This window comes from Paludisphaera mucosa (genome assembly GCF_029589435.1).
Taxonomy (GTDB): Bacteria; Planctomycetota; Planctomycetia; order Isosphaerales; family Isosphaeraceae; genus Paludisphaera; species Paludisphaera mucosa.
Window position 1 is genome coordinate 690856 of record NZ_JARRAG010000001.1, and the last position, 15823, is coordinate 706678.

Here is a 15823-nt window from a genome sequence, read left to right on the forward strand (position 1 = left end):
CAAATCGGGGGGCGGGCGAGGGCCTGGAACGTCACACGGGGTCGTTGAGCCTTCGATAGAGGTCGACGTAGCGGGCGAACAGCTCGTCGTAGACGTCGACGTGCTTCGGGTTGGGCTCGACGACGCGCTCGACGGCGACCATGGCCTGGGCGGCCTCGTCGAAGTCCTTGTAGACGCCGGCGGCGACGGCGGCGGTCATGGCGGAGCCCAGGGCGCACGACTCGCCCTCGCGGGTCAGGTGGATGGGCTTCTTGAGGACGTCGGCGTGGATCTGCAGCCAGAGGGGCGACTTGGCGCCGCCGCCGCCGATGAAGACGCGCTCGACCTTCAGGCCGAAATGCGAGGCGTCGTCGAGGATGTGCCGCGTCCCCATGGCGGTCGCCTCGTAGAGGGCGCGGAAGACGTGGCCGGGGCCGTGCGCCAGCGAGAGGCCGACGATCGCGCCCCGGGCCTGCGGGTTCTTGTAGGGGGAGCGGTTCCCCTGCCAGTCCTCGCGGACGACGAGCCCCTCCGCGCCCGGGGGGACGACGGCGGCCTTCTCGTCGAGGATCGTGTAGACGTTGACGCCGCGGGCGTCGGCCTCGACCTGCTCGCGGCCGGCGAAGTGGCGGCGGTACCAGTCGAGGATCGAGCCGGTGGCGGTCTGGCCGGCCTCGATCGTGTACAGTCCCTCGACGGTCGCGTCGGGGTAGCAGCCGCCGGCGCCGGAGCCGAAGACGCCGTCGCGCGTCTGCGCCAGATGGCAGGTGCTGGAGCCGACGATGAGCGCGACGTCGCCGTCGCCGGTCGCCCCCAGGCCGAGCATCCCCAGGTAGGCGTCGATGCCCCCCTGGGCGACGGGCGTGCCGGCCTTGAGGCCCAGTTGCTCGGCTGCCGAAGTGCTCAGGACGGCGTCGCCCTTGCCCAGGGGGACGATCGCCTCGGGCCACTTGGCGGGGAGGTCGTGAAGCCCGACGGCCGCGATCATGGCGAGCGGCCAGCCGCCGTCGGGGCGGGCGTAGTTCCACTTCACGGCCAGGTGGTTCAGCGAGAGCGTCCACGCCCCGGTCAGCCGGTGCATCATCCAGTCGGTGCATTCGACGATCCGCGCGGCGCGGTCGAACGTCTCGGGTTCGTTCCGCTTGAGCCAGAGGGCCTTGGGCAGCATCCACTCGGGCGAGACCCGGCCCGAAACGTAGCGGAGCACGGGGTCGCCCGTGGCGCTGATCTCGTCGGCCTCGCGGAAGGCCCGCTGGTCCATCCAGAGCAGCGCCGGCCGCAGGGGCTCGCCGTCGATCCCGCAGGCGACGACCGTGCAGGCCGTGCAGTCGAGGCCGATCGCGACCACCTGGTCGGGGCTCGCGCCGGCCTTCGCGAGCGCGGCCCGGGTCGCGGCCTTCGCGGCGCGCCACCAGTCGCGGGGCTGCTGCTCGGCCCAGGAGGGCCGGGGGTAGGTCGTCTCGATCGGCTCGACGCCGTAGGCCACGGTCTTGCCGTCGAGGTCCACCAGGGCGGCGCGGAGGCTCTGGGTGCCGACGTCGAGCCCCAGGACGATCGGTTGATGGCTGCTCATGAGAGAGGTCTCGTCGGGAGGGGGGGATGGCTCAGAAGAGGCGGCGGCTGTCGATCAGGAAGGTCACCGGGCCGTCGTTCACCAGCTCGACGGCCATCGTCGCGCGGAAGACGCCGGTGGCGACCTCGAGCCCGGAGTCGGCGACCCGCCGGGCGAATTCGAGATAGAGGGCCTCGGCCTTCGCCGGCTCGGCGGCGTCGGTGAACCCCGGTCGGCGGCCGGCGCGGCAGTCGGCCATGACGGTGAACTGGCTGACGACGAGGACGCCGCCGCCGACGTCGACGACGCTGCGGTTCATCTTGCCGGCCTCGTCGTCGAAGGCGCGGAGGTTCACGACCTTGTCGGCCAGGCGGGCGACGTCCTCGGGCCCGTCGTCGCGGGCCACGCCGAGCAGGACCAGCCAGCCCCGGCCGATCGCGCCGACGGTCGCGCCTTCGACCGCGACCGAGGCGCGGGTGACTCTCTGGACGACGGCTCGCATCGGACCCTGGCTCCTCCGCACGGACCTCGCTTCGCCGACATCTTAGCGGGCGCGAGAGGCCCGCGGTAGGGCGTGCGGCCTTCCGGGTGGCCGGGCGGGCGGCGAGTTGCTAACCTTTGTGAGCCGCGGCCGGGGGCCGACGAGACGGCGAACGGGGCGGGGGACGAGGAGGCGGGCCTTGGAAGACGCGTCGAAACCGAAACGGCTCCGGGTCGGGGTCGTCGGCCTGGGCCGCCTCTGGGAGAGCCGCCACAAGCCGTCGCTGCTGCGACTCCAGGATCGGTTTCGCATCACCGCGCTCTACGACCAGGTCGCCCGCCGGGCCGAGATCGAGGCGCAACAGCTCGGCTGCGCCGCCTGCGAGGGCCTGGCGAGCCTGATCGAGCGGCCCGACGTCGACGTCGTCTACCTCCTCTCGCCGCAATGGTTCGGGCTCCACCCCGCGCACCTGGCCTGCGCCGCCGGCAAGCCGGTGTACTGCGCCCTGCCGCTCTCGGGCGACCTGCCCGAGCTGGAGGCCCTGGTCGCGCGCGTCGAGGAGACGGGCGTGGCGTTCATGCCCGAGTTCGCGAGGCGTTGCTACCCGGCGACGCTCCGGCTCCAGGAGCTGCTGGCGACGACCCTGGGAAAGCCCCGGCTCGTGATGGGCCAGTCGCGACTCTACGGCTTCGACCGCTACGCGCAGCCCGGCCCGACCACGCAGGTCGTCCCCGTGCCGCTCTCGATCGACCCGGGGAGCTACCTGCTCGACTGGTGCGCGTTCGTCTTCCGCGCCCTGCCGACCTCGATCGGCTCGACCCGATCCGTCGTCCTCCCCGCGACCGGCGACGAGGCGGGGGAGCCCGACTTCGAGAGCTTCACCGCCGCCTTCCCCGGGGGGGCGACGGCTCAGATCTCCTACGGCCGCTACCACCGCGCGGAGTGGGGCGACGCCAGCCGATTCCTCCCCCCCGCGGGCTTCCAGGTCTTCGCGGAACGCGGCGCGGCGTGGGTCGAGATGCCCGACCGGATCCAGTGGTGGGACGCCGACGGCGGCCACGAGGAACGCCTGCCGCTGGAGCCCACCGTGGGCGACGTGCTCAACGAGCAGTTCTTCAGGCTCGTCCACAAGGCCCCCTCGCTGGCCCCGACGGTCCGCGACGCCCTGGAAGTCGCCCGCCTCGTCCACGACCTGGAGCGAAGCCAGGGCGAGGGCCACGCGGTCGAAAGCCCGGGCGCGTCCGTCGAGTCCGCCTCTCCCACGAGCTAGGACGAGCGTCGTGACCACCGAGCCTCCCAAACCCGGCGACCGCCGGCCGCTCGCCTGGACGGTCGCCGCGGCCGTCGTCGGGCTGGCGCTCGTCGGGCAGGCCGCGACGTCGTCGTCGGCGACCTACGACGAGACGACGTACCTGAACGTCGGCGCGCGGTGGTGGCGCGAAGGCGACCGGGTCGGGATCACCCGCATGGGCTCGCCCCTGCTGTTCTGGAAGATCCAGCAGGCCCCCGTCTTCTGGGCGCTCGACCGCCTGGGCCGCGGCGACCTGATCGACGACCAGCCTCGCCGCCAGGCCGAGCTGCTGCCGCTGGCGAGGCTGGGGGCCTCGTGGATCTGGCTCGCGGGGCTCGCGCTCGTGGCCTGGTGGGCCGGGCGGCTGAACGGGCCGTGGGCGATGGCCTACGCCGCCTGGCTGTACGCGCTGAGCCCGAACCTCGTCGCCCACGGCGCGCTCGTCACGATGGAGACGCCCGTGACGGTCGCCACCACGGCCTCGTTCCTGGCCTTCTGGGGCTTCCTGACGACCGGCCGACGGCGCTGGTTCTGGGCCTCGGCGGCCGCCGCCGGGCTGGCCTTCTCGTGCAAGTTCACGGCCGCCGTCTACCCGCCGATCCTGGGCCTGGTCTGGTGGGCGGACGGGCTCTCGCGGGACGCGAATCTCGCGGGTCGCCTGCGGAGGACGGCCCGAGTGGCGATGGGCACGGGGGCCTTCGTGCTCATCATGCTGGCGAGCGACTTCGCCCTGACCGGTTTCGCGACGCTGCCGCTGAGCCCGCGATCGGGCCGCCACCCGAGCGCTTCGGGATGGTTCGGCGCGTTGGGGCCGCTCGCGGCCCGGATTTATGAGACGCCCATCCCCCAGGACTGGGTCGGCTTCGCCGCGCAGATTCGGCACCAGGCGTCGGGCGGGCCGGGCTACCTGCTGGGCGAGCGCCGGATGGGGGGGTGGCGGTACTACTATCTCGTGGCGCTGGCCGTGAAGACGCCGCCCTTGATCTGGCTGCTGGCGGCCTGCCGGATCCGTCTCGACGGCCTGCGAGCGTGCCTGACTCGGCAGCCCGACCGCATGCTGCTCCAGGCCGTCCTGATCTTCTTCCTGATCGCTTCGGCCGGTTCGTCTCGGAACTACGGAGTCCGGTATTTGCTGCCGATGGTCCCGCTGGCCGTCGTCTGGCTCTCCCGGTTGGCGCGCATCGAGGGCGAGGCGGGCTCCCGTGCGGTGAAGCTTCGCCGCCTGGTCCTGGGCGCCGGCCTGCTCGGGCAGGCGGTCGCCGTGGCGAGCGTCCACCCCGAGCCGCTGACGTATTTCAACGCGTTCGCGGGGGGCCGGATCGGCGGTCGGCTCATCCTGGCCGACTCGAACCTCGACTGGGGGCAGGGGCTGAGGTCTCTGGGCCGGCTCCAGCGGGCCCGTCCCGAGTTCCGCGACCTCACGCTCTACGACTTCGGCGACGTCGACCCCGCATATTACGGGATCGCAGGCGACGTCCACGTCATCAACGCCGACGAGGGCCAACCGCCGCCGCCTCGGGTCGAGGACGTGTCGACGCCGTACCTGGCCGTCTCGGCCTCGCTCCAGCACGGCCCGTGGGGGCCCGAAGGGTTCTTTCGATCGCTCGACGGCCGGACGCCCGTCGCCTGGACCGACGACGCGACGATCGCGATCTACCGGACGGCCGACGTGAGGGCCGAACCGGCTCGGCCTCAGTAGATGTCGCGGCCGCGCGAGAGGCGGTCTTCGAGGCCGTCGGCCGCGGCGGCGATGCGGCGGAGGACGGCGGCGGCGTCGAGGGGGGGGAGAAGCTCGACGGGCAGGTTCTCGACGAAGACGAAGTATTCCTCGCCGCGGAGCACGCGGATGGCGAAGCAGCCGTCGATCATCCGGGCGTTGAGCTTGAGCAGGATCCGGCAGTCCCGCTCGACGGCCGGGCCGCAGACCGAGACGAAGCCGACGAGCGAGCGGCCCTCGGCGTCGACCCCGGCCGGGCCGACGTAGATCGCCTGCTTGCGGTCGAGGCCGAGCGCGACGGTCGTCCGCCAGCCCCGGCCCGCGGGGGCGAGCGGCCCCCCCGAGCGGGTCAGGAAGTCGTGGATGGCGCGGCCGACGTCGGGGTCGGCCGGGTCGGGGGCCTCGTACGGACCGAGGGCGTCGAGCCCGGCGTCGGCGTCGGGCTGCATGCCGCCGATCGGCAGCCCGCAGCCCGCGCAGAAGCGGTCCGTCTCGTAGTTCGACGACGTGCACCGCGCACAGACGATCGTCACGGACGCCATCGCTCCGGCCCCCTCGGGATCGGATGTCATTTGCCGCCCGCGTCGAGCGTCTTGATCAGCTCGTCGAACTGGGGGCTGATTTCCTTCATCGTCTTGTCGGGCCCGACCATCTTCAGGAAGTAGCCGAACTTGTCGGTGACGACGATCGCGCCCAGCAGCCGCGCGTTGGGCCGGTCGGGCTCGACGGGCATGCCGGGGAAGGCCGTGGGATGGTACAGGCCGGAGATCTCCACCCGCGAGGCCTCGACGCCCTTGGCCTCCACCTTCTTGGTCTCGACCTCGGGTTCCTTGCCGTCGGCCCCCTTGAACTGCTTCTTCCAGCGCTCGACGTTGGCGTCGACCGAGCCGGCGCCGCCGGGGAAGACGTAGACGACCAGGTCGGCCGGGAAGTCGTCCCCCTTGATCGGGTCGACGCGGAGCTGCGCGGCGCGCATCTGCGAGGTGGTCGCGATCTTCTTCCAGCCGGCGGGGGCCTGGAAGGTCAGGCCTCGGGCCTCGATTGTCTGCGTCTTGGGGTCGTCGGCGGCCGCGAGGGCCGCGACGGCGGCCAGGCCGGCCGCCAGGATCGACCACCGGCGGGCGGTCTCGGAACGAAGGGAATTCATAGCTCGGCCTCGCTGTTCACGGCTGTCGGGGACGCCGCCGCTTGCGACGCCCCGGGATTGCGAATACGCTGGCCCTGGCCCCCGGTTCTCGACTCGATCACCGCAATTCGCCAAGGAGCGCCGTCATGACTCGGTCCGCGATCGCCTGGAGCTGCACGTGCCTGTTCCTCGCCGGGCCCTGGATCGCCCCGGCGATGGCCCAGAAGAAGGCCCCGGACGGCGCCAAGGTGCTCCTGCTCTCCGGCGGCCAGCGTCAGCACCACGGCTATCGCGACCAGGCATTCTACCTGAGCGCGGCGCTGGAAGACACGGGCAGATACGAGGTCACCCAGACCGAGGAGGCCGCCGTCCTGGAGTCGCCCGCGCTCGCCAAGTACGACCTGATCATCGGCCTGGCCGACCGCCGCGATCCCGAGTTCAAGATGACCAAGGCCCAGCAGCAGGCCCTTTTCGCCTACGTCCGGGGCGGCGGCGGCTACGTCTCGATCCACGGGGCCGACAACTCTCCCGCCGACTGGGAGCCCGAGTGGAAGCCCATGCTGGGCGCGGTCTTCTCGCACTTCGGCCTGCCCGACGGCAAGGTCCGCAAGGGGGAGTACACCGTCCGCCTCGTGGATTCGTCGAGCCCCGTCGCCAAGGGGCTGCAGGACTTCCCGCTGAAGGACGAGCTGTACTACCACCTCCAGATCGAGCCCGACGTCAAGCCGCTGGCCGTGGTGGCGTACGAGGGCGTCGACTGGCCCGTGGCCTGGACCCGGACCTACGGCGAGGGCCGCGTCTTCCACACCGTCTTCGGCCACCGCGACTTCGGGCCGGGCAAAGACGACCCCCTTCGCGACCCCAACTTCGGCCGCCTGGTCCTCCAGGGGATCGACTGGGTCGCGGCGAAAAAGAAGTGATCCGGCGCCCGGCTTGCAGCTAAGCTGGAGTTCCGAATCAACCTTTGTTTGACGTCCGACCCCGACACCCGGAAAAGCGGAGGCTCGCCCGCCATGGAACCGACCGACCCCTCGATCTCGCGCCGGCGCTTCGTCCGAACCGGCGCCGTCCTGGGCGGCGTCGCCGCCGGCCTGCCGCTGGCCGCGAAGGGGGCCGACGACCCCGCGCCCGGATCGATCCCCCAGGTCGTCCTGGGCCGGACCGGGGCCAAGGTCTCGCGACTGGGGATCGGCTGCGCGTACTTCCAGCGCGACAAGGTCACGCCCGACACCGTCGGCGCCACGATCCACCGCGCGCTCGAGCTGGGCGTCAACTACCTCGACACCGCGCCCGCCTACGGCACGGCCGAGGAGAAGATGGGCCCGACGATCAAGGAGGTCCGCGACAAGGTCTTCCTCGTCACCAAGACCCCCGACGCGACCTACGAGGGGACCTGGAAGTCGCTGCGGCACAGCCTCAAGATGCTCCAGACCGACCACATCGACCTGGTGCATCTGCACAACTTCGGCGACGAGAACACCTGGGGCGACGACAAGATGGTCTTCGGCGACAAGGGGGCCGTCGGCGCCCTGCGCGAAGCCAAGAAGCAGGGCGTGGTCCGCTTCATCGGGGCCAGCGGCCACCTGCACCCCAGCCGCTTCCACGCCGCGATGGACACGGGCGAGATCGACGTCCTGATGAACGCCGTCAACTTCGTCGTCCGCCACAACTACGACTTCGAGCACAAAGTCTGGTCGCGCGCCCGCCACATGAATCTGGGCCTCGTCGCCATGAAGGTCCTCGGCGGCGCGGGGCGCCCCGAAGGGGGCTTCAAGATGGACGAGCGTCACTACGAGCAGGCGGTGCGTTACGTCCTCTCGATCCCCGGCCTGGCGGTCGCCGTCATGGGCCTGGAGAACGTCGCCGAGCTGGAGAAGGCCGTCGCGACCGTCTCCAAGGCCAAACCCTTCTCGCCCGAGGAAGAGCTGGAAGTGTCCCGCCTCGGCCTCCAGCTCGCCGCCTCCCCCGAGTGGAAGACGGCCTACGGCACGCCGCTGACCTGACGCGGCGCGGATGTCTCAAATCACGGGACGCGGGCCGTCGGCGCTCGCGTCCCGTCAGGTGCATTGCCAGAGGTGCCCGCTGACCTTGCAACGGTCGCACCACGACACGAAGCCGATGCCGCCGCTCCCCCAGAGCCACTCGCCCCCCTCGCCGGTGGGGAGGTCGGAATCGAGCTGCATCAGGTGGCCCATGACCCGGCCGCAGGTCGGGCAATCGGGGTGTTCGGCGTCCTGGATCCAGCCGGGCTCGCCCCCGATTCGAGTCAGGTTCTCGCGGCTGTTGCTCAGGCCCCAGTCCTGCCAACGCCAGCGCCCGGGCGTGACTGCCAGACGAACCTCGGATTCACGCAGGGCCTCGGCGGGAAACTGAGGGATGATGGTGGGCCCGTGGTATGCCACGCCGACCGCGTGGCCGTTCTCCGCGTGGTGGTAGAACAGGGGGGCCAGCTCCCAGCCCAGGCAGGGTAGACAGGTCGCGATCTCCAGGCGACCCAGGCCCGTGACGCCGAGGTCGCTCGGCACCGGATCCAGGTCGATGAGCCGGTGCAGTCGGCCGCGGCAGAGCGGGCATTCGCCGTCGGCGCGGCCGCCGAAACGCATCGGCGGGAATTCGGGGCTCGGTTCCAGGGTCCAGGTCGGGTGGACCCGCGCGAGCCAGGGCGGACGGGGCTGTTCGAAGAAGCCTCCCGGGAAGACGACGTGGAAGAGCCCGTCCGGGGCGAGACGCCGGATCCCCGCGCCGTCGCGGGTTAGCCCCGCCTGACGAAGGCAGGCCTCGACGCCCGCCTCCGGACCGAATCCCGCCACGACCGGATGCACCCGATTCGCCAGCGCGAGCGCCCGGGCCACGGCGCCGGGAGACCGGGTCTCCAGCAGGATCCGCCAGGCCTTCTGCCGGAGTTCGTCGGCGAGGCCCGGGTCCTCGATCCGGCGCACCTGCGGTTCGACGTCGCGGTCGCCGGACTCCCGCCAGGGCCAGTTCTCGTAATTCGTCCCCGCGTTGGGGCGGAGGCGGAAGAGCCGGTCGAGCTGGCCGTGGAGCGACGGCAAGGCCTGGAGGCCGGCGTGGGCGATCACGGCGTCGGCCGCCTCGTTCTCGCCGTCGCGATCCAGGGCGTCGAGCGCGAGGCCTACGAGCCCATCCCACCGATCGTCGGGGAGGTAGCCGAGCGCGGCGTCCAGGAACGTCCCGCCGTCGGGGAAGCGATCGACCACGGCCGCCGCGAGATCGAAGACCGCCTCGGGGCTGGATCGCCCGAGTTCGACGGCCTCTTCTACGGGCGCCGCCCGCACGCCTTGCTCCTCCAGGGCTCGGAGGATCGCTCCGAGCCGTCGCGTCGCTTCGGAATCCGCCATGGTCGAACCCCCGCGCGTCAGTCGACGACCTCCAGGCGGATCTCGTCGGAGTTCCCCTTCAGCTCGGGGGCGTACATGGCCTCGCCGCGGGCGGGGAGGGCGTGGAACTTGCCGGGGATCTCGGCGCGGAGGCGGTAGGCGACGCCGTGCTTGCCGCGTGAGAGCGTCGGGACGAAGAAGGCGACCCGTTCGTCGCGGAACTCGACGTAGGCGCCCATGTCGTTGCCGTTGTAGCCGCTGCGGACCTCGACGGGCTCGAAGCCGGCGGCCTTGAAGTCCTCGAAGACGAGGTACTCGTAGTCGTTCTTGCTCTCGATCTCCAGCTCGACCTCGACCAGCTCGCCGCTCTTGAGCGTCGCGCCGTCGGCGAGCGGCTCGCGGCGGTACTTCTCCACCCGCTGGGATACGGCCTGGCCGCGGCCGCCGGCCACGTCGACGGCCTTGTCGTCGCGGATCAGGCGGTAGACCTTGCGATCGACCTTCACTTCGAGGCCCGCGTGGGCGATCGGGTCTTCGAGGGTGAAGTTCGTCAGGTAGGTGTTGAAGTAGAGCGGACCCGAACCCTTCTTGGTGAAGGTGATCGCGTGCTCGCCCGAGTCCAGCTCGGCCCCTTCGAGGACGAGCGAGGCGTCGAAGCTGAAGAGGTTCGCGGGGGTGATCGTCACCTCCTTGCGGACCTTGCCGTCGACGGCGATGGCGACCGAGAGGTTCGGTTTGTCCTCGCCGCTGGCCTTGAGGTACTCGGCGAGGGCCTCGACGTTGTAGGCCGTGTCGCGGGTCGATCGCCAGTAAGAGCCGTGCTCGCGGTTGTTGAGGATGTACTTCACCAGCCGCGAGGCCAGCCGGCCCTTGGGGTCGGTGCGGGCCAGGAGCTTGAGATAGAAGGCGTCGGTCTCGGTCTCGCTGCCGTACCAGTTCCACCAGCTCCCCTCGTTGGGCAGCTTGAGCCAGGCGGTCTGGTTCTCTTCGTCCTCGACGACGTACTGGCTCACGTTCTGCAGGACCTTCGCCAGCTTGTCGGCGTCGCCGATCTTGTGCAGGGCGAGGCCGTACAGGCACTTGCCGTAGACCGAGAGCCCGGGGCGGTCGCGCTCCAGGAATTCGATCATGCCGGGAGTCTGGACGTCGGCGTCGCCGAGGATCATGAAGACCAGCGCGTCGAGGTCGTCGGCCGCCTTCTTGTAAGGCTTCGTCTCGGTGAGCCCGTTCTTCAGCAGGTTGACCTGTTCGGCCTGGTGGTTCGTCAGCCAGGCGACGCCCCGTTCCAACATGCCGGGGGGCAGCGCCAGGTCGTTGCGGCGGGCGATCTGGAGGCCGTGGACGACCTGGGCCGTCGTGTGGGGGTAGGAGTGCTCGCCGTAGCCCGAGAACCATCCCCAGCCGCCGTCGGAGAGCTGCATCTCGGCCAGGCGGTCGAGCCCGGCTCGGGACATCCTGGCGATCTCGTCGAGTTCGAAGATCGGGTTCTTCTTGACCCGGTGATCGCCCTGGAGCCGCGGCCGATTGGGGCCGAGTTCCTGGGCGTTGAGGTTCGTGTGCGCGGCCTGGATCGCCTTGAGGTCGACGCCCAGGTCGATGATCGTCTTCTGGGTTATGACCGACGGCAGGAACCGGTTGAGGGTCTGCTCGGTGCAGCCGTAAGGGTAGTCGGCGAGGTAGGGGAGCGCGTCGACAAGGGCCCCGGCGAGGGTCGGCGAGTAGCGGACTTCGAGCCGGGTCTGCTCGGGGCGGCGTTCGGCGGGGACCTTGATCGTCACCGTGGCGTCGGTCTGGTCGGGGCGGATCGAGCCGGCGATCGCCTCCATCTTGAGCATGCCGTGGACGAAGGCGGGGAAGGTCATCTGGGCGGCGTCGGAGTCGGAGTCGGCGATCGCCTTCATGCGGACGACGGCCTGGCCCTCGTGCGCGACCTTCACGCGCCAGTCGACGCGGGCCTCGCCGCCGGCGGCCAGCTCGATCGTCTTCGAAGTCTCGGTCAGCGGCTCGAGGACGCTGCCGTCCAGCTCCAGCGCGACCTGGACGGACTTGGCCTCTTTGAGCTTGCTATGCACGACGGCCGAGAGGACGACCTCGTCCTTCTGGACGAAGAACCGGGGGGCCTGGAGCCGGACGAGCAGGTCCTTGGTTGTCACGAACTCGGCTTCGGCCTGTCCCACGCGGGTGCCCGGGCCCATCGTCCAGGTGCGGGCCTTCCAGGTGGTCAGGCTGTCGGGGAGCGGGAACTCCAACTCGGCCGAGCCGTCGGCCTTCGTCTCGATCGCGGCCGACCAGTAGGCGGTGTCGGCGAAGTTCGTGCGGACGACCGGGGCCGGGCCGGCTTCGTCGCCGGCTGGGGCGGCGTCGAACGCCATGCGCGAGTCGTCGCCCTTGGCCTTCTCCATCCGTAACTCCATCACGGCCATCCCGGCCTCCATCGGGGCCCCCGCCGGCGCGGGCGCCGCCATCGCCATGGGGGCGGCGGGCGCCGCGCCGAGCATGGCCATGCCGCCCATCATCCCGCCGCCCATCCTCCCGCGGCCGAACATCACGCGCGGGGCGGGGCCGCCCCCGAAGGTGCCGAGGTCGAGCATCGGCGTCTCATTCTCCTTGAGGAGGTTGTAGAAGTTGCGAGCCAGGCTCGATTCGGTCTGCGGGTTGTGCGACCGCTTCCACTTCCAGAAGACGTCCTTGATGGCCTCGACGTTCGAGCCGCCCGAGATGTACTCGACGGCCTTGTCGTAGACCGTCAGGACGGTCGAGCCCACGAAGGGTTTGCCGTCGGGCCCGGTGAGCTTGAGGGCGAGCTTGGCCTTCTCGACGGGCTTGTACGTCGCCTGCGACGGCGCGACCTCGACGTTCACGACCCGCGACTCGGGGGGCACGGCGATCTCGCGGGCCTGGTCGTGGACCTTGCCGTTCGAGACCGTGAGCGCCTCGATGAAGAGGTTGGGCATGTCGCCGACGGCGACGCCGACCTCGACGGTCTCGGTCTTGCCCCGCATCCGGAAGGTCGACGGGGCGGCGTAGACGCCGTTCGTCGGGCGGAGGAACAGCAGCACGGTCGAATCGGCCCGGTCGGTGTTGACGAGCAGGCGGATCTTCTCGCCGGCGCGGTATTCCTTCTTGTCGGGGATGATCTCCAGGTCGTCGAACCGGTAGCTCGCGCCGTTGAAGCCCTGGCCGGCGACGGTCAGCAGGTAGCCCCCCTCGATCGCGTGGCCCTGGCCGTCGTCGACGCGGGCCGAGACCCGATACTGGCCCGGCTCGGCCGCCTTGATGGTCTGAGCCGTACGCCCGTCGGCGTCGAGCTTCAGGGGCCAGGACTCGACCGGGGTCTCGACGGGCTTGCCGTCGGCCTCGTACGTCACCTTCAACAACTTGAGCGTCCCCTCGCCGACGACCGGCTTGCGGTCGAGCGTCTGGGCGCGGATCTCGGCCTGGATCGTGTCGCCGGCGCGGTAGTGGCCGCGGTCGACCCAGGCGTAGACGGTGAACGGCTTGCGCGAGACGAGCACGTCGCCCGTGCCGACGATCGTCCGCCGCGACTGGTCGGTCACCTGGGCCTCGACCTCGTATTTGTGGTCGCGGTCGGGGTGGGCGGCCTTGGCGAAGGCGGTGTCGATCTCGATCTCGACCTTGCCGTCGGGGCCGATGGGGACCTCGGCGTCGGCGACGACCTCGGGCGGCCCCTCGGGGCGGCTCCACCACCAGGGCTGCGGCGCCCGCATGCCCCAGGCGTTCCAGCCGGGATACCAGGGGCGGTCCGACGCGAACCACCAGTACCCCGAGCCGTAGAGCCAATCCCAGCGGGCGACGGGGAACCAGCGGTCGTCGGCGTTGCGACGCGTGATCTTGTACTTGACCGTGGCCTGGGTGACGGGCCCGCCGAAGTAGTAGTCGGCCTGGATCGTCGCCTTGACCTTCTCGCCCAGCGCGACGGGCTTCGAGGGAGCGTCGACCTTCACCTCGAACTCGGGCTTCTTGTACTCCTCGACGCGGAACGTCCCGCCGCCGTGGCCGACGACGCTGACCGAATACACGCCGAGGGTCGCGTCGGACGGCAGCTCGTACTCGCCGTCGATCCCGCCGAAGGCGTCGGCCCGGAAGGACTTCGCGAAGATCCGCTCGCCCTTGGGGTTGTTGATCTCGACCGGGAACTCGACGCCGGCGAATTCGGAGGCGTCCGGCTGGTCGTAGCGGGCGCGGGCGACCCAGAACTTGAACTTCACCGGGCCGCCGGGGCGGTAGACCGGTCGGTCGGTGACGGCGAGGACCTTCACCTCGTTGTAACGATCCTCGTCCCGGCCCAGCGGCCAGATCGGCGTGAAGCCCAGGTAGGCGAGCCGGCCGTCGGGTGTGCGGGCGGTCGCCAGCCACTGGTGCGGCCCGGTGTTGGGGTCGGGAGGGGTGATCGGGGCGACGACCTGGCCCTTGGGGTCGGTCTGGTAGGTCCCCTCCTTGACGTCCACCTGGAAGCGCGCGCCCCCGTCCACCTGGCGCATCACCCAGCCGAACAGCTCCAGGCTCGCCCCGGCGACCGGGGCCCCGGTGCGGGCGTCGGCCGCGAAGTAGAACGAGCTCATGCTCATCGGCTTGCGGATCAGCGCCGTGTCGTCGAGCCAGACGACGACGCGGCCGACGTTGCCCCCCTCGACGCGGGCCGTCAGCAAGTACGCGCCGGCCTTCTGGAGGGGCGTCGTCACGGTGATCCGGCGGTCGAAGTGGTCGGCCGCGGGGTCGAGGTCCAGGTCCCACCTGGCGACGGATTCGCCCTGGTACTGGGCCTGGTTCAGCGTGACCAGCCGGGCGCCGACCTCGTTGACGTCGGTCCGCTGCCAGTCGACCTGCGGCGGCCTGCTCCGGATGTAATCCTTGACGTCCTTCAGCAGCTTGTCGACGAGGATCCGGTGGGCCTCGAACTGGACCTTGCGGCCGTTGCGGAAGGTGAAGTCGACGGTCGCCCCCCGGCCGGCGGGGTGGGTCATGATCGGTTCGAACCGGCCCCAGGGGTTCTCGATCTGGTCGATGCGGCCCCGATAGACGCCGTTGACGTCGCCGTAATTGGCCTTCGCCAGCTTCCAGAACCCGGCCGCGCGGACGAACTGGCGACGGTTCTCGAAGAGGCCTGCGAGCGCGTCCGTCGCCTGCTGCGCCTGGCCGGTTTTGGGATCGTCGAGGATGGACTGGTAGATCTTGATCGGGTTGAACTCGTCGGGCAGCGTGAACCGCTTGATCCCCGAGGCCAGGCGGGCGACCGTCTTGTCGTCGCTCAGGGTTTCGAGGGCGTAGAGGCTCGTTCCGGGCTTCTCGGGCCGGCCGTCGCCGTCCTCGTCGTGGAAGATCTGGGGGCCGGCCTGCAAGGTCTGCGTGCCGAACTGGCTCAGCGCGAAGTCGGCGAGCGTCATGCGCACGGTGTTGAGCAGCCCGGCGTCGGCCTCGACCGACTGCACGAGGGCCCATCGCCAGCGCTCGCCGTCGTTGCCGGCCTTCGCCAGGCTCTCCGGCGTGCGGTAGTAGACGGGCCCGCCCTGGGCGTCGACCGGGGCCCCGTTCTGCGACCCGCCGCCGCCCCACATCGGGTGGAAGGACTCGTCGAAGTCGGGCAGGTCGTCGATCGCCGTCAGGCTCTGGAGCCGCCAGGGCGCGCCGGGGATCCGGCCCCAGGCCAGCGCGCGCGACAGGGTCTGGAAGAATCGCCCCGCGCGGGCCCGGTCCGGTTGGGCCTTCGCGAGGTCGACGGCCGGCATGAGGATCTGGAGGGCCCGGACGCGGTCGCGATCGCCGACGTCGACGTATCGGCCGTCCTGCCGCCTCTGGCGGCCGCGCGAGAACTCGCCGGCGATCACGAAGCCCTGGTGCGTGACCGCGTCGAGATAGCAGGACGCGACGGCGGTCGCCGTGCGGACGTCGCCCTTGCGCGCGGCGAGCGCCGCCTCGAGGAACGCGTCCGACTCGTCGGGTCGTCCCAGGCGTCCCAGGCAGAGGAGGCCCCGGCCTAAGGAATCCTCGACCACCCCCGGATCGGCCGCGGGGTCCGCGACCAGGGTCCGGTAGACGTCGTAGGCGTCCTTGAAATTCCCCTGGCCGAAGAGGGCGTCGGCCGCCGGCTTGGACGGGGGGCCTTCGGCCGTCGGGAAGCCGTAAATCGCCCCGCAGAGCACGACCAGCAACGCAGCGGCGAGTAACGCCAGGGTGATCATTCTCATATCGGCCTCGCGCGAGACGGACGGAACTCGGGGCCGGCGCTCCGTGCCGGACTGCTGACTCCAACTATAACGACGCTCCCGGGCGTTTCTTAGGGTGCACTCGCGTCCCGGACGCCTTCATGAAATCGGCGGG

10 protein-coding genes are annotated in these 15823 nt (G+C 70.8%); 4 read left to right on the forward strand and 6 right to left on the reverse strand.

Translation table 11 applies throughout. The features are described 5' to 3' along the window. Window positions 1-31 precede the first annotated feature (31 nt). Window positions 32-1552, reverse strand: coding sequence for an FGGY-family carbohydrate kinase (locus PZE19_RS02805; protein ID WP_277859070.1), 1521 nt, complete (start codon window positions 1550-1552; stop codon window positions 32-34). A gap of 31 nt (window positions 1553-1583) precedes the next feature. Further along, window positions 1584-2033 carry a D-aminoacyl-tRNA deacylase gene (gene dtd / locus PZE19_RS02810; RefSeq protein WP_277859071.1) on the reverse strand — a complete coding sequence of 150 codons (450 nt, stop codon included), beginning with the start codon at window positions 2031-2033 and terminating at the stop codon, window positions 1584-1586. 178 nt (window positions 2034-2211) lie between these two features. On the opposite strand from dtd, the gene PZE19_RS02815 reads away from it, so the two are divergent. After that, window positions 2212-3282, forward strand: a complete 1071-nt coding sequence (locus PZE19_RS02815) for a Gfo/Idh/MocA family protein (RefSeq protein WP_277859072.1) — start codon at window positions 2212-2214, stop codon at window positions 3280-3282. A gap of 10 nt (window positions 3283-3292) precedes the next feature. Then, window positions 3293-5002, forward strand: a complete 1710-nt coding sequence (locus PZE19_RS02820) for a glycosyltransferase family 39 protein (protein WP_277859073.1) — start codon at window positions 3293-3295, stop codon at window positions 5000-5002. Here PZE19_RS02820 and PZE19_RS02825 read toward each other — a convergent pair. Both PZE19_RS02825 and PZE19_RS02830 read right to left on the reverse strand, forming a co-directional pair. Next, a complete protein-coding gene (locus PZE19_RS02825) occupies window positions 4996-5562 on the reverse strand; it encodes a type III secretion system chaperone family protein (RefSeq protein WP_277859074.1) in 567 nt (188 codons plus the stop codon). The two genes, PZE19_RS02820 and PZE19_RS02825, sit on opposite strands and share 7 nt — an antisense overlap. A 26-nt stretch (window positions 5563-5588) precedes the next feature. Continuing rightward, window positions 5589-6167 carry a hypothetical protein gene (locus tag PZE19_RS02830; protein WP_277859075.1) on the reverse strand — a complete coding sequence of 193 codons (579 nt, stop codon included), beginning with the start codon at window positions 6165-6167 and terminating at the stop codon, window positions 5589-5591. Between the two features lie 125 nt (window positions 6168-6292). On the opposite strand from PZE19_RS02830, the gene PZE19_RS02835 reads away from it, so the two are divergent. Next, window positions 6293-7066 carry a ThuA domain-containing protein gene (locus tag PZE19_RS02835; protein ID WP_277859076.1) on the forward strand — a complete coding sequence of 258 codons (774 nt, stop codon included), beginning with the start codon at window positions 6293-6295 and terminating at the stop codon, window positions 7064-7066. Window positions 7067-7159: 93 nt separating this feature from the next. Next, on the forward strand, window positions 7160-8149 hold the full coding sequence (locus PZE19_RS02840; RefSeq protein WP_277859077.1) for an aldo/keto reductase: 990 nt from the start codon (window positions 7160-7162) through the stop codon (window positions 8147-8149). A gap of 54 nt (window positions 8150-8203) precedes the next feature. Here PZE19_RS02840 and PZE19_RS02845 read toward each other — a convergent pair whose 3' ends face one another. Together PZE19_RS02845 and PZE19_RS02850 are read right to left on the reverse strand one after the other, a co-directional pair. Further along, entirely contained in the window at window positions 8204-9505 is a 1302-nt protein-coding gene (locus PZE19_RS02845) for a hypothetical protein (RefSeq protein ID WP_277859078.1), read from the reverse strand. A 17-nt stretch (window positions 9506-9522) separates the two neighbouring features. Beyond that, the gene (locus tag PZE19_RS02850) at window positions 9523-15690 is read right to left on the reverse strand and encodes an alpha-2-macroglobulin family protein (protein ID WP_277859079.1); all 6168 of its coding nucleotides are present in this window, start codon (window positions 15688-15690) and stop codon (window positions 9523-9525) included. Window positions 15691-15823: the final 133 nt, after the last annotated feature.